Annotated in this window: 16 protein-coding genes and 1 tRNA gene; 7 read left to right on the top strand and 10 right to left on the bottom strand. The window is 46.8% G+C overall.

Annotated elements, in window-relative coordinates:
* Nucleotides 1-62: 62 nt before the first annotated feature.
* Both NZ952_05495 and NZ952_05490 read left to right on the top strand, forming a co-directional pair.
* The gene (locus NZ952_05495) at nucleotides 63-1,307 is read left to right on the top strand and encodes an MFS transporter (protein ID MCS7120638.1); all 1,245 of its coding nucleotides are present in this window, start codon (nucleotides 63-65) and stop codon (nucleotides 1,305-1,307) included.
* A 111-nt stretch (nucleotides 1,308-1,418) separates the two neighbouring features.
* On the top strand, nucleotides 1,419-1,832 hold the full coding sequence (locus NZ952_05490; GenBank protein MCS7120637.1) for a hypothetical protein: 414 nt from the start codon (nucleotides 1,419-1,421) through the stop codon (nucleotides 1,830-1,832).
* Between the two features lie 27 nt (nucleotides 1,833-1,859).
* Here NZ952_05490 and NZ952_05485 read toward each other — a convergent pair.
* Nucleotides 1,860-1,947 (bottom strand) — tRNA-Thr (locus tag NZ952_05485).
* Between the two features lie 171 nt (nucleotides 1,948-2,118).
* Here NZ952_05485 and thiL point away from each other — a divergent pair.
* Nucleotides 2,119-3,129: a thiamine-phosphate kinase gene (gene thiL / locus NZ952_05480; GenBank protein ID MCS7120636.1), complete on the top strand. Its 1,011-nt coding sequence runs from the start codon at nucleotides 2,119-2,121 to the stop codon at nucleotides 3,127-3,129.
* Between the two features lie 92 nt (nucleotides 3,130-3,221).
* Here the strand turns inward: thiL and NZ952_05475 are convergent, their stop codons facing one another.
* The 6 genes from NZ952_05475 to NZ952_05450 all read right to left on the bottom strand — a co-directional run bounded on the left by NZ952_05475 (nucleotide 3,222) and on the right by NZ952_05450 (nucleotide 10,266).
* Nucleotides 3,222-3,782, bottom strand: coding sequence for a TATA-box-binding protein (locus NZ952_05475; protein MCS7120635.1), 561 nt, complete (start codon nucleotides 3,780-3,782; stop codon nucleotides 3,222-3,224).
* Nucleotides 3,783-3,896: 114 nt separating this feature from the next.
* Nucleotides 3,897-4,484, bottom strand: a complete 588-nt coding sequence (locus NZ952_05470; protein MCS7120634.1) for a signal peptidase I — start codon at nucleotides 4,482-4,484, stop codon at nucleotides 3,897-3,899.
* A gap of 66 nt (nucleotides 4,485-4,550) precedes the next feature.
* Nucleotides 4,551-5,324, bottom strand: coding sequence for a tRNA (adenine-N1)-methyltransferase (locus tag NZ952_05465; protein MCS7120633.1), 774 nt, complete (start codon nucleotides 5,322-5,324; stop codon nucleotides 4,551-4,553).
* A gap of 183 nt (nucleotides 5,325-5,507) precedes the next feature.
* Nucleotides 5,508-6,698, bottom strand: a complete 1,191-nt coding sequence (locus NZ952_05460; GenBank protein ID MCS7120632.1) for a DUF362 domain-containing protein — start codon at nucleotides 6,696-6,698, stop codon at nucleotides 5,508-5,510.
* A 377-nt stretch (nucleotides 6,699-7,075) separates the two neighbouring features.
* On the bottom strand, nucleotides 7,076-8,398 hold the full coding sequence (locus NZ952_05455; GenBank protein ID MCS7120631.1) for an MBL fold metallo-hydrolase: 1,323 nt from the start codon (nucleotides 8,396-8,398) through the stop codon (nucleotides 7,076-7,078).
* Between the two features lie 65 nt (nucleotides 8,399-8,463).
* Entirely contained in the window at nucleotides 8,464-10,266 is a 1,803-nt protein-coding gene (locus tag NZ952_05450; GenBank protein MCS7120630.1) for a hypothetical protein, read from the bottom strand.
* A gap of 159 nt (nucleotides 10,267-10,425) precedes the next feature.
* On the opposite strand from NZ952_05450, the gene NZ952_05445 reads away from it, so the two are divergent.
* Complete coding sequence (locus NZ952_05445) at nucleotides 10,426-11,280, top strand: coenzyme F420-0:L-glutamate ligase (GenBank protein ID MCS7120629.1); 855 nt, start codon at nucleotides 10,426-10,428, stop codon at nucleotides 11,278-11,280.
* Nucleotides 11,281-11,324: 44 nt separating this feature from the next.
* On the opposite strand, the gene NZ952_05440 is transcribed toward NZ952_05445, so the two are convergent.
* The 3 genes from NZ952_05440 to NZ952_05430 are packed head-to-tail and all read right to left on the bottom strand — an operon-like array spanning nucleotide 11,325 to nucleotide 14,086.
* Nucleotides 11,325-12,200, bottom strand: a complete 876-nt coding sequence (locus NZ952_05440; protein ID MCS7120628.1) for an ABC transporter permease — start codon at nucleotides 12,198-12,200, stop codon at nucleotides 11,325-11,327.
* Between the two features lie 18 nt (nucleotides 12,201-12,218).
* A complete protein-coding gene (locus tag NZ952_05435) occupies nucleotides 12,219-13,100 on the bottom strand; it encodes an ABC transporter permease (GenBank protein ID MCS7120627.1) in 882 nt (293 codons plus the stop codon).
* Nucleotides 13,097-14,086 (bottom strand): ABC transporter ATP-binding protein, encoded by a 990-nt coding sequence (locus NZ952_05430; protein MCS7120626.1) that lies wholly within the window; start codon nucleotides 14,084-14,086, stop codon nucleotides 13,097-13,099. The genes NZ952_05435 and NZ952_05430 overlap by 4 nt, the downstream gene beginning before the upstream one ends.
* A gap of 445 nt (nucleotides 14,087-14,531) precedes the next feature.
* Between NZ952_05430 and NZ952_05425 the strand changes: the two genes are divergently transcribed.
* From NZ952_05425 to NZ952_05415, 3 genes are all read left to right on the top strand, one after another.
* Complete coding sequence (locus tag NZ952_05425) at nucleotides 14,532-15,185, top strand: hypothetical protein (protein MCS7120625.1); 654 nt, start codon at nucleotides 14,532-14,534, stop codon at nucleotides 15,183-15,185.
* Complete coding sequence (locus NZ952_05420; protein MCS7120624.1) at nucleotides 15,182-15,763, top strand: hypothetical protein; 582 nt, start codon at nucleotides 15,182-15,184, stop codon at nucleotides 15,761-15,763. The genes NZ952_05425 and NZ952_05420 overlap by 4 nt, the downstream gene beginning before the upstream one ends.
* 176 nt (nucleotides 15,764-15,939) lie before the next feature.
* A partial coding sequence (locus NZ952_05415) for a hypothetical protein (protein MCS7120623.1) occupies nucleotides 15,940-16,671 on the top strand: 732 nt, incomplete at its 3' end.

The raw sequence follows: 16,671 nt of genomic DNA, 5'->3' as shown, positions 1-16,671 counted from the left end.
CTCATCACTTTTATATGCAAATGTTTTTAAGTAACTCAATGTCTTCAATAGAAGCCTCTTAGGTGATATTTACGCCTGAGGAGGATGACGGCGGAGATCAAGGGTTAAGGCCCCTATATATTCGTTCAATTTTAAATTCGCTTGGAACTGGCGCTATACAGCCTTTTCTTGGACCCTACGCCGTTATGCTAGGGGCTTCAAGCTCCGACATGGGCTGGTATCAATCGCTCACAAACCTCTCCACTCATGTCATGCAGGTTTTCTGGGGAGAGATGAGCGACAGGCTTCGAAGACGTATCCCCTTCATTTTCTTCGGAACCCTGATGACTACAGTCGCATGGATCCCAATGATCTTCGCGAATTCCGTCCAACAATTGATAATATTGATCGCAATTCAATATTTACTGGGATCCGCAGCCACGCCAGCCTGGACAGCTCTTATAGGCGATCTTGTCCCTCCAGCTAGGCTGGGAAGAGCCGCAGCGTCGATTAGTCTCTGGTCATCAATCGGCGGTCTAATAGCAACATTGTTCTCAGGAATAATAATGGTGCATGTTGGCGGCTCCATACAGAATGAGTTCCTCATTCCATTCTTGATAGCAATTATATGTGGCTTCGCATCATCAATCGCGATGCTACAGGTCAAAGAAAAGGAGGATAACATTAGGACCCGCATTCATAATCGAGGCTTATTCGAGGACATGCTTAACATAATCATTCAGGCTGAGAGGAACAGAGACTTCTTCAAATACTGCATGGTGAACGTGGTATTCGCCTTCTTCATGTCTATCGCTTGGCCATTATTCTCCATAACGCTCATCAGAGTTTTGAATGCTACCATGCTGGAGGTTTCTTTGCTCTCAGTTGTACAGGGGATTGCAATCATAATCTTCCAGAAATGGGCTGGAAAATTGACTGACACACTGGGCAGGAGACCTTTACTAGTAGCCTTTCGAACAGGGTTATTTCTAGTCCCATTGGCATATGCCTTCGCTCCGAACGTCTACTGCCTCATAATATTCAACTTTTACCTTGGACTAATAACTTCTCTTGGGCAAGCATCGGCAACCGCCTACATACTCGATATTTCGCCTGAGGAATATCGAGGAGGCTTCGTCGCATTCTTCAACCTCCTTTACGGAATAGCATGCTTCACGGGATCGCTTCTTGGAGGTTATCTTTCGGATGTCGCAGTGAGCATATATGGTTTAGTAGTAGGTTTGCAGATAGTCTACATAATATCCTCTTGTGGACGTTTCTTCGGCGGGCTGCTATTTTTGTCGTTAAATGAATCTTTAAGAAAGTGATGAAATCCCGTTATACTGTATGAGTTAGGCAGGGATACCTTTCGCCGTCCAGTAATATCTCTAAAAACTCTTATATGGTAATGAAGTTTACCTGGTAATGGAGGATGGTTTATGAGGAGTTCTCGAGTATACATGTTAATTATTTGCGTGCTACTTCTATTCTCTAGCTTAAAACTTGTTTCAGCGCAAGACTACGGGTTACCTAATATTCTCTCAGAATTAACTTCAAATCCAACCGTCACAATAGTGTTTATAGTCCATATTGCCATTGGCTTTGGCCTCGGATATTTCACGATGAAAGCATTAAAGTATATACTCGCAATACTTGCTCTATTAATAGTGGGTCTCCTTCTTAACATTTGGCAATTTGGAAGTCTGCGAGGGTTCTTCGAGAGGTTGGGAATGGACTGGACCAAGATCATCTCAATAACCCAGTCAGTCTTTACCGTACTAGGAGTACTCTCGGTTCTCCCGATAGGGATAGGCTTCTGCTTAGGAATTATCGCAGGGGTTCTGAAGAAATAACTAAACATGGATGTTTCGGCATGTGAGAGCCCCGGGCGGGATTTGAACCCGCGATCCACGGCTCTCTTGCATTCTGTTACGAGGCCGTTGCTCTAACCCACTAAGCCACCGGGGCCCATAATGTATTCTCAAATGATTAAGATTTATGTCTCACAAGGATCAATTTGTTAACGTCAATATTTAATGATTCTCTCTGGCGTGTTGGGCTCTTAGTTCATATTCCTTTAAATGGGTCTTTTTGCAATTCTTGTTTCGTTAATGGATTATCTTGCTTGGAGGATGTGTTATGGGGTCTCTTGTAGACATAGGCGAGAAGAATGCTATAAGAATCGTTCTTGAATGTTTGGAGTGGATGCCAGATATGCCTATTCCTTTCGGGGATGATGTCTCCGCGTTTCGGCTTGAGGGTAAGATTTTGGCGGTTTTGAAGACGGATATGCTTGTTGGGAAGACGGATGTCCCCCCAGGCATGAGCCTATGCCAGGCGGCGAGAAAGGCCGTTGTCATGAACATCAGCGACTTCGCGGCGAAGGGCGTTAAACCTAGGATCCTAGTGGCAGCGTTGGGGTTGCCGGGCAGTCTTTCGGAGCGGGATATTCGGGAAATCGGTAGGGGGTTGGATATGGGTGCCCGTGAATACGGCGCGTATGTCGTGGGCGGAGATACAAACGAAGCGTCTGACCTAATAATAAGTTGTGCGCTCATGGGAGTTTGCCATGAGGATAAGCTGGTTACACGTAGCGGAGCAAGAGCTGGGGATATTCTCGCTGTTACCGGATATTTTGGAAACGCGGCTGCTGGTTTGAGAATTCTACTTAACGGTTTACATGTGAATGAGAATCTAGAGAAGCCGCTTCTAGATGCGGTTCTCATGCCTAGGGCTAGGCTTAAGGAGGGGCTTGCGTTAGCTGAGGCCGGGGTGCTGACGGCCTCTATTGATTCAAGCGACGGTCTGGTTTGGAGCCTTTTTGAGTTGTCAGAGGCTAGCAAAGTTGGGTTCGTAATTGAGGATGTTCCTGTGGCTCTTGAGGCAAGAGAATTCGCTGAGACCTGCGGGCTTAACCCATTGGAGCTCGCGCTTTACGGCGGAGAGGAGTACGAGCTTGTGCTCACTATAAAACCCGAAGCATGGGAGACCGCTGAGATGATCGCAAGAGATCTTGGCACTTCTCTAATGAGGATAGGAAGGGTAATAGAGAAACCTGAGATCTTGTTAAAGTGTGGTGAAAGAATGGAATCTCTTGAGAGAAGGGGGTGGGAGCACTTCAGATCTTCCCATAATGCATGTGTTAGATGACAGTGTACTGCCTCATTATTGGAAGACGATTAAAAAGTCTTTGAGAATGATTAAATTTAGGGTGCTCCACGCTTCTGGTGAAGCTTTTCCTTCTATTCGTAGTATATTAGTTCTTCAGTCTCAAGCCTATTATGCAGTTTCTCAACGGCTCTGTAGACGTCCTCCTCCTTCTTGGCTCCTGTACAAACTAGTTTTCCGCTGGCAAAAAGCAGTATCACAACTTTCGGCTCGTCCATGCGGTAGATCAGGCCGGGGAACTGTTCAGGCTCATACATCGTCTTCCCAAGCGTGAACGCGGCCTTCTCAAGATCGATCATTCCGCTCAAATTGGCGGAGGCTACGATATTCTGTATCTTCAGATCAGGCTTTCCAATAATGACTATACCGCTTCTCTTTAGTTCACGAATAACCTTTAGGACCGCTCCACGCGCCTCTCTTTCAGACTTCGCCCCGGTACAGACCATCTTTCCAGAATTGAAGATTAACGTGGCGGTTTTAGGTCTTTTCAGTCTGAATACGAGTCCCGGAAACTGCTCAGGCCGATACTCAACGCCTGGATAACTCTTAACCACCGCTTTCAGGTCAATCTTCTGGTTAAGGGTTGCGGATGCGACAACGTTCTCAATCTTAACTTTTGCTTGAACTTTCGGCATTAAATCAATCCTCTACAGTTAAAATTGAAGTTTTCCTATGCATTATATTTTCTTTATAAAGGATTCATAGGTAACATTTATATTTAATGGTTCAGAAAGGCTACTCAACTCTTTTTATACTTGGTTATCGTCTTCCGATTCTTCCTTCATCCTCTTTGATAATGTCATGTTCTCTAGGATTAAGAGGAGGATTATGAGGATGATGTTTATGATCATTCCGAGAGGTGTTCCAAGATAGATCTTCACATAGCCCAGATATGGAATCGAGAATATCACCTTACCCACAATCTGGTCCTCGGAGACGACCCATGGATCCATGTAGGGGTTGTTGTCGCCTTGTGTTCTGAAATACCATTTCCCCCCAACCATGTATTTTTGGACGGCTCTATGGACTACTAGTTCCTCTGGGCTCCCTGGCTTCTTAAAGACTATTATGTCGCCAGTCGGCTTAGGTGCTGCGACAATATCCTCTGCATTTACTCCCTTAACAATTAGGAGATCGCCAACCTTTAATGTTGGTTCCATGCTTCCGGAAATCGGTGTTTGGAGGGGATATGGGGTGTTCAATGCATATGTGAGGATCGCTTGGAATGCGTATACGGCAAATATGATTAGGATAAAGTATATGATTGTTCTGAAGAGGCTCTTGCCCCATAGATTCTTTAACTCCCTCATCAGTGCACTTTCGTTGGCTTCCTCCAATCTTCTGAGATTCTCCTCTAGCCGTTTAGGTTAGCGTATACTAGGTGCAAGTTAAACATAAAAGTTTCACTTAAAAGTCTTCCTTGCAAAAGTTATGTAACCTGTGTGGCCGGTCATCAGCGTCTCCGGCCTAGTCTTACCAGGCTCCGCTTGGATCCTTCTAATGAAGCATTCTACCGTCTCAACCGCTGCGAATTCCTCGGCCCTAAGTGCTTCAACGGTTTTCACAGTCTGGTCTATGGTGGGGCTGAATGAGATGAATGACCCGCTTCCCTTTAGAGCATTATAGGCATGCGGGACTACTAGCCAAGGGGTCGCTAGGTCAAGGATAACCGCGTCTACTCCCCGCTCATCGATTCCCTGAGTGACATCTTGAAGTTTCAGTTCAACATACTCTCTGACTCCAGCTCTCTCAAGATTTTTTGACGCAATTTCGAGGAATTCCTGTCTAATCTCGTAGCTGAACACCCTTCCAGTGGGCTTAACGTAGTGTGCTAGAGCCGTGGTTAGGGCTCCAGTTCCGGCTCCCGCCTCGACAACAATGCTTCCCGGCTGGATGTTGCCGTAGAGAATGACCATCGCGATGTCTTTCGGGTACATTATCTGCGTCTTTCTCGAGGCCTTAAAGATGTAATCGCGTACGCTTGGCTTGAGAGCGGCGAACTCAACGTTAAGGCTACTCTTTATTCGAGTGCCATACTCTACGCCTATCAGCTGATCGACATGTATAATGCCCTTATGGGTATGAAGGTCTTTTTCTCTCCCAACCTTGATCAGATAACTTCTCCTGTTGTCTAGGAATAGGAGGACATTGTCTCCCTCACGAATAAGCTCAGCCAAGTAATTGCACTATCCACCAGTCAACTAAGAATCAGAGGTTGAAAATACCTTGTTAAATTTTTTGGTCTATAGGTTCAGCCTAGGACCTGTCTTCTTATGATGCTGACTATTTAATGAGGCCTGCATTGAGTCTCATAAAATTGTTGGCTTCATCTCTCTCATTCACTATAGGTTGCTTAAATGCTAGACTTTCGCTAAATATACGTTCATACGGGTCTCATCGACTGTTGCTTGGTATCCGCTCCTTGTGATCTCCTGCATTGATAGTCTGAGCCAGTTGCCGAATGATCCTGGAGCGGCATAGTCGGGGTCCAAAGAGCTGGTCCGGCTATACCCGTTGATGCGGGCTATCTGGAGAAGAATATATTTTGAGGCCCAGTAATCTAGGGCAACGGGGTCGATGCTGGCCGCGATCACATTTGCCTTCGTCGCGTCTGAGTATCTTGTGCGTGGACCATTTCCAGGGATCGCGTTCACCCATATCGCGTCGAGAATATTTAGGGTTGGGAATCTTGTTTCAACCATCTGGGTTCCCATTCCACCTGTCCCAACGGTATTGTGGGCTCTTTGTCCAAACTGTGATGTTAGCTTATCCGACACGACTCCCATGTAATGTTTGACGCATGCTGTCACCCCGTATATGCTGTGGGACTTCAGAACGGGCATGTTAATCACCTTTAACCGTTCGCTGTCATAGGCTCTCTTGTTCGGATCCCATATTCCAAGCTTGAAGCTTACATATGTGCCGAACTTCGTTCTGAACTTGGGGTATGAAACCATTATCCCGGTCTCAGGGTCTCGTGTTGTGTTGACGATATAGCCATCTTCCATGTCTCCTTCAAAGTACTCCTTTACGAGCTTCGTGGTGATAGTGTCCCAGAGGTAGGTTGAGACTTTATGCGAGCCAGCAAAGTAGTTGACTACTTCTTGTACCGATTGCGAAGTGTTCTCGGCATTGTTCAATGCATAGTTGAAGCTTCCTCCCCCACCCGGCGCTGAACCATACTGAGCTTGACCATTATCGGCAACTATTATCTCGCCTATGAAGCCGTCGGGGTGCTCTATTATGGATTTGATTAAAGCCCTCAAGAGATCTGTGTTCGTCCCACCACGTTCGTCCCATTGGCTGTTGACTTTAATGATTATTACGTCGTCTTTGCTGATTAGCCCAGAAGGGCCCTTCGTCAATCCTTCCTCCTCTGATTTATAGAAGAGTAGCCCGTGAGAACCCATGATCTGGATAAGCTTTGTTACTCCCTCATAGTTTCCGTTTGTACCTTGGACAACGTATATGTCGGATGCTGGCAGAGATGTAGCCCTATTTTCTCTTAGAATCAGGTTCACTTCTCTCTGTCTTCCTGGTCTGCCAAACATTTCATATAGCCCCCAACCCGTTGCCAATATGGTAATCAGTAGTATGGAGATAATTGCTAGGACCCTTCTATTAAGGATGTGTGAAAACTTTTTTGATATGAGAGGTAGGAGTGGGAAAACATAGACTGAGAGCCATAGGTAAGCGTTTGCAGCAGCTATTCTTTGGCAGGGGTATACCGCCCGGGACGGCTTTGTGCCAGTTCTAAGGATGAACCATATGAGGCTTAGTAATCCGAATATGAATAGGTTTTCTTTGATCTTTCGGAATAGTTTAGCGAATTTCGAGAGGAATGTTTGGGATGTATTGGGGCGAAGCTCCCTGTAAAGATCTATTATGGTGTTATAGATTTCTTTTAGAAAGATCTTTCCCTCCCAAATTATTTAATCCTATACGTCTTTCCTCTTTTGGGGCATATGACTCTACCTTTTAGGTCTCTTACAAACTTCTGGAAAAGCTCTGGGCGGGTTCCATGGATTGGAAAGATTCTTTTCGGTTTTATCATCTTAAGGGTTTCTCTGAGATGTAAGGGTACAATGTGACCTGAAACATGAACATGGTATTGTGGTAGACCATAGTGGTCAAGCCAGTTTAAGAGCCTGTTAAAGTCAAGTTCCATCTCCTCGTTGAAGGGCTCGGATGCGGAGAGAATATAGCTACTTCCGGGCGCCGGTTTTATCTCGGTCAGTTCTCCTAGATCATAGAATGATGAGGCCAGAATTATTTTGTCTTGCCTTTTAGAGATGAATTTAGCGTCAACAGTCTCTCCGAGGTTCATGATTTCTTCTTCCCACTGCAAAAATTTTCTCTTACCCCTCCTTAATATGAGGAGGTCCTTGATCTTCGGTATGTCAAGGTGGGGATCCTTCTGTAGCGAATTCAGGAGATAAGCCTGCCTAGGGGTTACCACCAGCTCTCTGCCGTTCTGGGCAGCGGCCATGTAGAATGATCTTAACCTGTCCATGTCGGAGCATGCAAAGTTAGCTAGGACAAGCCCCCTTGTAGACTTGACGATCTCTGAAATCTTCTCCATAACCTCACGCTCTGATGAGATTTCAACATTCGTCATGTTGGTGTTCTCGCAGATGAGTATGTCCGGCTTATCCGTTACAGATTGGTTTACGAAATCATCTGTCAGGTCAGGTCTGGGACCGTGCCTTCTTAAGTCCCCTGTGTATACAATGGTTCCTGAGGAATTATGAATAATGAAGCCATAGGAGCCGGGTACGGAGTGGTCCACGTGTACTGGTCTAACCTCCATTGAGCCCAGCCCTATCTTGTCACCTGTTCTGAAGGTGTGAAACTCCAAGCCTGAAAGGTTGAATTCAAGATCTGAAAAGCTAGCTTTACCGTATGCCTCAAGAATTTTCAGGGTAGTTTCTCCAGAGTAGATTGGAATGCTCCTTTTAAGGAAGGAGATGTATGCGGAGTGATCCATGTGAGAGTGTGAGATGAAGACGGCGTCTATACTTCGTTCTGAATCTTCAAACTCGTATGCGCCGGAAATTTTCGGGAGGATTCCGAATGCGATGAGTTCCGCCCCGCTCTTTGGTGATAGGAACGGGGGTGAATAGTACTGGTTTCTCAATGTGAAAGACATTCCGAAGTCTAAAAGAATTTGAGTGTCCCCATCGCTTATTAAGATCTTATTTCCTCCAACCTCGTTGACTCCGCCATAGAACGTTATTGTCGCATTTCCCATCCGTTTACACGCCACACAACCTTTTTAAATTCTATTCGATCCCCCTTAAAGATTTTATATGGTTATTAACCATCCTGGATTTTACGCGAATCTATAGTATCCTGCAGTTTATCTTTACATACCTTTGTGATCGCGTAGATTATATGCGGGGATGTGAAGAAGCTGAAGACTTTGACATATCCGGGTGAGATCGCTCTCCTAATGTTTTCCCTGTCTCCCCCAGCCCCTAAATATCCGTCAAGAAACTCTCCTGTTAGTCTGCGGATAGGATCCGCTGAGAGTAGTGGCGCATAATGTCCTATGTAAAAGAGCATTTCGGCAATGTCCCAGGCTTGGTCTCCTCCTATCTCTCCCTGCTCTAAATCAACAAAAAATATCTTGCCATCCGGTGTGAGGAGGATGTTCTCTGGCTTGCAGTCTCCTAGGGCTACGTTGGCGTTGTGAACCCTCGCGATCTCTCCCCCAACTCTTCTCATCAGAGCTCCTGTTTCAGGAATTTTCGAGCGGTGCATGTCCGCCATCCTGATGGCCGTGAGTAGAGATTCGCCCTCAACGTACTCCTGAAAGATCAGTCTCTCCTTCGGGCTCATGAATATGATCTCTGGAACGTTGAATCCCTCTCTGGAGAGAAACCTGTTTATCGCGTATTCCTTCTCGAGCCGCTTCTTTCCCAGAACTGAGAAGCTCCTTGTTCCGAAGGTCCATAATGCGATTGGGAACCATTTCCAGCCATACCAGTCTTTGAAGACCTTAACAGCGTAGCTTCTTTCACCGCTTTCAGTCTTGACGGTGAGCTTGTATACCGTGTTTAGGATCCCGCCAATCCTCTCAATTTTAAGATGCGAATCCCCCCACCCTGGAAAGTTCTTCTTCGCAAACTCCTCTAATGTCACTTTCTCTGAGAGCGAGACGTGCCCTGAAGGTGTCGGGATGAATACATACTTTTCGGGGTCCAATAGGTCAGATAAATCGCCTTCCTCCTCTCTGCCTGGCTGTAAGAAATGCTTTGCGAGGAGCATGTAATCGCTAATTAGGGAGCGCATGAGCTTCGGGAACACTTCTAGGCCGTGCCGTAGAAGACTGTTTCTAATCGCGACGAAAATGTTTGAGATCATCGCTCTTCCCTCCCCTCTCGGTCCGGTCAGAGCGCCCGTTATTTTGATATAACCGTCGGAGAATGTTACCAGGCCTTCCTTGGCGGCTTCGTCGAGTGCGGCTATAAATCCCAGCATCACCCTTTCCTTGCTCGTCTCAGAACCTTCTCCGCTAACAATATTCAGAAACTTGCATATGATGGGAGGGTATAGAGACGCTTTTCTCGCCAACGCTTGGAATAGGAAGTATTCAGGTTTGATTAGCATCTCACGGGACATTTCCGGATACTCTGAGACAAGGTTGCGGAGAGCCTCCTTGACTATCTTCTTTTTCGCTTCTACTTCGCATCGCCACAGATACTCCCCATTGATTAGCGGCTCATATGGGGTCAGGAGGCTCTCAACGGCGAATCCTCCGATCAGATCTTTTTCTACATCTTTCTCGAAGGTCTTCCTATCAATTAAGAGGAGGGAGGCAGAGGGGCTCCCGTTTAGTCCCAGATGCTTAATAGTATGTCTTAGAAATGGTTTTGAGGATTCTATTATGACGAGTGTGTCAGTAACCTTTCTCTTCTTCTCTTCTGTACTGACTGGCGGAATACATATTAACGCCGCGAAAACGTTGTAAGGGCTAGCCTCCTGCCTGCAGATTTCTATGACCCGCCTCTTCAGTTCCACCCCGAAGATTTCGCCGTGCACTATTTCATCCTCAATGTTTACATGGAAGGTAGCGTCTGTTATAATCAAGTCTAGATGAAGATACCCAATAGTCAATCTAACAATTCTCTTCTTATGTATCTTTCTTCTTCGAAAACATTATGTGAGGGGAGATTGTTTTCATCTGTTTTAAGTAAGCCCAGGCTGGTGGTTTTTGCAGAGATGATGGGTCAATGACACATTTATTTTAAATGGCTGATCCGTTCTTTCTTGTGGATGATGGCTCATAGGTTTGTTGGAAGGGCTATTGAGACAGGTTATTGGATGCCGGGTGACAATTATCTAGAGTTGATTCTCGGGGCTATACGAGATTTTGTAGAGGATGGCGACATTCTCGTGGTCTCGGAGAAGGCTTTATCCGTCGCCAAGGGTAGAATAGTGGACGAGAGCCTTGTAAGTCCCAGTTTCTTAGCTAGGTTTATCGCTCATTTCTGGATGAGGGTTGTGTGGGGCTGCTTTCTGGGCGCTGTCTGCAGGCTGAAGCCGATAAATGTGCGCCGTTTAAGAGAATACCCGGTTAGGGAGGGATCCGCCCATAAGCAGGTTGCACTTTGGTATGCTGGCTTTCTTGACTCTTTGCTTTGGGGTTCGGAGGGCGGGATAGACGCAAGCAATCTGCCCTACTCATATGTTAGTCTGCCGCTTGAATATCCTGAGGAGACGGCTCAAGAGATTCACAGTTTCTTGCGGCGTACTCTATCAAAGCATGTTGCCGTGATGATTGTTGACACGGATAAGACGTATTCTTTTGGGCGCTTCCATTTTACGCATCGAAGAAAACCGATGAAAGGCATCAGAACCTTCTTCGGCGTGTTCGCCTACATTATTGGAAGAGCACTGAACCTTAAGAGTAGGTCAACGCCGCTTGCTGTGGCAGGCCTTCTGATGGATGCTGAGTTGGCGCTCGAATTGGCCGAGGCGGCTCATAGGCTTCGCGGCTCTGGGTTAGGTCGGACGGTCTGGGATATGGCTGAGTCTCTCGGCGTAGATCTTACGGGTGTGACCTGGGAGATGCTGAAAAGTTTCAGGCACAAGCCTATAGTGGTTTTTCGCCATTGTAAGGAAAAGTAGTCTTTTCCGTTTCAAGTCGTTGAGTATATGTTGTAAGAGCCTCATCAATATTCTCCGAGTGAGCCTTCCCTCCTCGCCGCGTCATAACCTATCTTGAAGACGTTGATAGCGATCGGCGTTGCTACAACCGTGAATATTATGAGGTTGACGAGGTTGTTGAAGACTGATGGCGAAGTTAAGTCTTGGCCACTTTGTAGGCAGAGCCTGAGTCCGTCGAGGGAATATGTTAGTGGGAAAACTCTCCCGATCCATTCGAGGTACCATGGAAGAAGCCTAAGCGGATAAAAAACGCCGGAGACGAGCTGCGTCATCCAGGAGAAGGCCCAAGTTATAGGGTTGCCCTGCTTAGTCTTCATTATTATGCCTGAGCTTAGTATGCCGATTGCCATGTGGCTGGCTATTAGGAGGGTTGATAGGATTAGTGTTGAGAGGATGGTTGATGGTGTCAGATGGAATTCAGCGCCGAGAAATGCGCCCAATAATAGTGAGATGAAAAGGAATATTGATGAGACTATGAAGTAGAAGCATGTCTCACCTAGTAGGAAGCTCTTGAAGTCTGTCGCGGATGAGAGGACCGTCTCTAACGTGCCGTTCATCTGCTCCTCTCTCACACTCATATTTATGCTTTGGACTGCGAAGAAGACGTACTGTTGGAAACTTATGCCGATCAATGCGAAGGTGAAGTAGCCGCCCCTTGTATATCCGGCCTCGATTATCTGCTGCGGAGATGTGATCAGCGAGAAGAGGTAGTATGTTGCTACGAAGAGGATTATCCCAGATATGTCGAGTGTCAACCAGAACTTGTATGTCCACCATATCTTGAAGTCTCTAGCGATGAATGAGGCTATGAGGCTTAGTAGCGGGGTCTTCTTTCTAGGGACAGGTTCCGAAAACAGCCTTATGATCTTCTCGGTCTCCATTAATTTATCACCTAACAGCTAATAGGTTGCAACTGTACCCTCACGCCTTATTCTGTCGCATCCCCACTTGAACACCCTCATTCCGATTGGTAGGAATATGAGCGTATAGGCGGCTAGGATGGCAACATCGTAAAGAACGGGCGCGGAAGTTAGGTCAGCGCCTGTCAACAGAACCCATCTCGCCGCGTCTAATGCGTATGTGTAGGGCATGGCCCATGCCATCATGTTTAGTATTGGGTATGGCTCAAGATACTTAAGCGGGAAGAGGACGCCGCCCAGGAACTCTGTTAGGCTTGCGATTAGGAATGTGAGTGGGTCACCCTTCTTGTAGACGAGTATTAATCCAGCCGCCATTATGCCTATCCCCGCATAGCTAACTATCATCATGAGTAGGATGAGAACGAAAGATATGAGTGTCCATGGGTTGATTATGAGTGGTACTCTGAGTAGTAGGAGGCCTATAAGTAGAACCCCCAGCATAAAGTAGCTGCTCACAATGAAGCCCCGTAATGACTGCCCAATAATGTAGGATCTCATGTTGATCTGTGAGGAGACTATGGGCTCAAGTGTTCCCTCGCTCACCTCATGCTGGAGAGAGTGGCTTATCCTGCTTGTACACATCCAGAGGTAGTTGGCTGTCGCGACGCCGACGATGGCGAATGAGAGCCAGCTGACAGGGCCGTATCCGGCCTCAACGATCCTTGCGGCGTCAACTTGGAGGCCCATGAAAGAGTACATAACGATGGAGGCGACTGTGCTGAGCGTCTCGGTGACAACCCACGTCCGATATGAGAGGAAGATCTTGAAGTTAGCCCAGAATACAGCCCATATGTGGATGGCCTCTGAGCGGCTCCGCCGAGTCTCACCCCTAAACAAATCGATTAGATCTTCAATCTTCATTCTCTCTGCCCCGCGAGCTTGATGAAGATGTCTTCAAATGTTGGTTCGGCCTGACGTATGGCCGAAGCTTTTATGCCGAGTGCACGAAGCCTATCGGCAATTTCCGGTATCGCGTCATACTCGTCCTCAACCTGGAGCCTGATCACTGTTGTATGTGCGTTACCACGTGTCTCCAGCACCTTCTTGACGACTGGGATCTTGCCGATCTCATCCCTTGCTCTGGCAATGTCTGAGTCTCCCCTTAACTCAACCTCAACCGCTTTCACATCCCTGAGCATCTCCCTCAACTCCTCAGGCGATGAATCGGCGATTATCCTTCCGCTCCTCATTATCGCAACCCTCTCGCATAGCTGCTCAACCTCGAACATGTTATGGCTTGTGAAGACGATGGTCTTCCCAAGATCCTCATTCAATGCTCTGAGGAGTTTCCTAGTCTCAACGGCGCTTATCGTGTCAAGGCCGATCGTCGGCTCATCCATGAAGAGGATCGGAGGATTATGCAGTAATGCCCTTGCAAGCATGACGCGGACCTTCATCCCAGTCGAATACTCTTTAACGAGCTTCTTCCTGTCCTCTGAGAGGCCGAAGAATTCGAGGAGCGCGTCGATCCTCCTCTCCGCGACGTCGCGTGGCACATTCTGCAGGTAAGCATAAAATCTCAGATTGTCTTCGGCGTTAAGCCTCCAATAGAGACTGCGGCCGCCCGTTTCACCATGGAACCATCCGAAGCTGCATCTAGCCTGATAAGACTCCCTAAGTATGTCGTAACCGTTAACCTTCGCCGTCCCGCTGTCAGGCAGGATTATGGTGCATAAAATCTTTATTAGAGTTGTCTTTCCAGCACCATTCGGTCCTAGAAGTCCAAAGAACTCTCCTCTGCGGATCTTCAAATCTACATGGTCAACTGCCCTGACCTCTCTCCTCCTACCACCCTCCTTCGTAACGAAAGTCTTAACCAAGTCAAACGTCTCAATCGCGTACTCCAAAGATTGCGAAACCCCAATTTTTCTGCTGAGACGAGAAAAAACCTCAGCGCCAGTGAAAAATTTTTCGCTAGGCCTGCCTGTCTATCATGCCGTCTTAATATGATGTGGGGATTCTGTTTACTGCTCGGAAAAGATTATGAGCTTAAGTTCTAGAATGTCTTAGCGACTGCCCCCCAAAAAACATGGAGGCATGTTCCTACTCCTATATGCTTATAATTTGTGAATCCTTCTTTCGGCTCGCACCCTAATGGCGAAAAACTTCGGAGACTATCCTGAGATTTCCAGCTATCTGGCTGCTTATAAGCGGCTCAATAGGATGATGTTTAATAGAAATGTTATTATTAACCTCTCTATTAGGTGTTGCCTCCTCTCTAATAGAATATCTTTTATCCTCGCATGAATTAATATGATGCTGTTTTTGTCTTGATCTACGGCTGGACGGGATATGAAAGAAGATTCGGCAGTGAGAGATCCTGGGGGAGAGGAGAGCCGCCGTAAACCTATACTGAGCATTGGACGTGAAGCGAAGAACCGTAAGGAAGGCCGGAAGCTCCTGGCCGCGCGGCTCAGCTTAGCTAACAAGATCTCTGAGATTGCCGCTAGGAGGGGCACGCTTTATGATTATGTTAATGATGTCCTCGAGCAGGCTGTTAGGGCGGATAATCTGGGCTTGAGTTTAAAGGAACTCTTAGATGACCGTTGGCTGATGAAGGAGGCGAAAGATGCTGGCTTAACCGTTTTTCCACAGTCTATTCTTTACAAGCTGGTCGAACGAGCTTATGGAGAGGTTGGAGAGGAATGGATGGAGAAACTATGGTACGAGACCGGGCAATGGTATGGGAGATACTTCGAAGATCTTTCAGCATTCCAGTCAGCGGTGAAGAAGTTCTTCTGGGATGTTTCGGAATTTAAGATAGCGGAGAATGAGCAGAGCATGCATCTGACATGCCTCAGCTCAAGGTTTTCTGATGCTTATACACGTCTATTTAGCAGGTTCATAGATGGGGTTCTAAACGCGTTAGGCTATACTGTGACAGAGTCCGATGTCACAAAAGGGATCATAAATATGAAATTTAGAAGAGGGCGGGTTAAACAATGATGGCTGAGAATATGAGGGATAAGAAGCTAGTGAGAATTCCCAGCAACTTGGTCGATAAACTTAAAGAAATGGCGCAGAGGCGAGGAAGGCCTTTCCATTTATATTTGGTGAGTATTCTCCAGAATGTTATGGAATTGCATGAGAAGGGTTTACCATTTGAAGAGGCGGTTAAGGATGTAGAGGCCATGAGAGTTCTGAAAGAGGCAGGAGCAGTTCTTGTACCTGAAGACTTTCTTGAATATGCCTTAGCAAGCGCGGGGAAGGAGGGCCTAGGTGTGGCTGACAAGATATGGTATCATGCCGGTCGCTGGTGCGGCTTATATATTAAATGCCAGTTCAGCGATCCGTTACTCGCACTTCTGCATACGTTGAGGGCTGTGGCTGGTGGGCTTTGCGACGTGCAGATACGTCGGGGATCCGGCACATATGAAATTAGATGCGTATCCACTACGCTATCAAAAGATAGGATGACGCTTATCTCGTGTTTCATCGAAGGCGCAGTTAAACCCCTTGGATACGAGATTATAGGCAGAGAGTGTATGGAAGGGATTCTACGTTTGAGTATTTCCAAAATGTAGAAGTTTTCTAGAACCCATTTTCAAATTAGGCTATATATCATAGCATGTTATGAAGGCATTATTTGCGTGGATATGTATACATTGAATCATGGATTGTTAACACAAGATATAAATACTGGCAAAGACCAACCTTTGAACGCAAGAAAAAATAAAGAAGGAAGAGAGAGATGAACAGGATGTCTAAGATAAATGCCATAATTCTGACGGCGTTGGTGACGCTGCTGCCACTGCTCATAGCGGTGCCAGTCTCGGCGACCATAACTGGTAGACCAACAATCTATGTAGACGCTGTTACAGGTGACCCGTTATACGTGCAAGCGGGAACATATGTGAACATCAGCCTAGGAGGCATGACCATATCAGGTGCGCAGGTTTGGCTTTGGCTCTCGCCTCATGGAGGAGCTGAGATTAGTACTGCGCTTGGAGACAGATGGTATGCGGGTCCATTCTACATGGGGCACGTCACGAATACGACGCACACATTCAGTTATACTTGGGCACCAGCTGATCTTCCTTTACCATTCAGGAATGAGAGCGCGACATACAGATTCATCGTCGGAAATAATTGGATCAATGGTACTATACCCTTCATGGTCGAGGGAGGCGATAAAGACTACTGGATAAAGGTTGTTGACGTCACACCAGCCGCCTATATTCCCTCAAGTGAGGTGGGCGTCTCGACCAACAGGATACGCTTCACGCCTAATTACTTTATGACGCCAACCTCAGGCGCTCCGAACACCACGGTAACAGTCAGCGGATACGCGGTTCCCACAACAATAGTTTACAATATAACGCAAGGTGAGCCTCCAACTCTAGTCGCGGGCCTTGTTCGACCGGCGAGACTGACGATAGATGGATGGAACTGGACTGGCTTCTCAGTACCCTTCCCCATCCTAGACCTGAGG

Source organism: Candidatus Bathyarchaeota archaeon (assembly GCA_025059045.1).
Taxonomy (GTDB): Archaea; Thermoproteota; Bathyarchaeia; order Bathyarchaeales; family DTEX01; genus JANXEA01.
This window is presented reverse-complemented; position numbering and strand designations above follow the sequence as displayed.

Coding starts and splice junctions, on each gene's coding strand:
- thiL (MCS7120636.1), top strand. CDS start 2,119: ATGGGGTCTCTTGTAGACATAGGCGAGAAGAATGCTATAAGAATCGTT.
- NZ952_05490 (MCS7120637.1), top strand. CDS start 1,419: ATGAGGAGTTCTCGAGTATACATGTTAATTATTTGCGTGCTACTTCTA.
- NZ952_05425 (MCS7120625.1), top strand. CDS start 14,532: ATGAAAGAAGATTCGGCAGTGAGAGATCCTGGGGGAGAGGAGAGCCGC.
- NZ952_05460 (MCS7120632.1), bottom strand. CDS start 6,698: ATGTTTGGCAGACCAGGAAGACAGAGAGAAGTGAACCTGATTCTAAGA.
- NZ952_05435 (MCS7120627.1), bottom strand. CDS start 13,100: ATGAAGATTGAAGATCTAATCGATTTGTTTAGGGGTGAGACTCGGCGG.
- NZ952_05440 (MCS7120628.1), bottom strand. CDS start 12,200: ATGGAGACCGAGAAGATCATAAGGCTGTTTTCGGAACCTGTCCCTAGA.
- NZ952_05455 (MCS7120631.1), bottom strand. CDS start 8,398: ATGGGAAATGCGACAATAACGTTCTATGGCGGAGTCAACGAGGTTGGA.
- NZ952_05445 (MCS7120629.1), top strand. CDS start 10,426: ATGATGGCTCATAGGTTTGTTGGAAGGGCTATTGAGACAGGTTATTGG.
- NZ952_05420 (MCS7120624.1), top strand. CDS start 15,182: ATGATGGCTGAGAATATGAGGGATAAGAAGCTAGTGAGAATTCCCAGC.
- NZ952_05475 (MCS7120635.1), bottom strand. CDS start 3,782: ATGCCGAAAGTTCAAGCAAAAGTTAAGATTGAGAACGTTGTCGCATCC.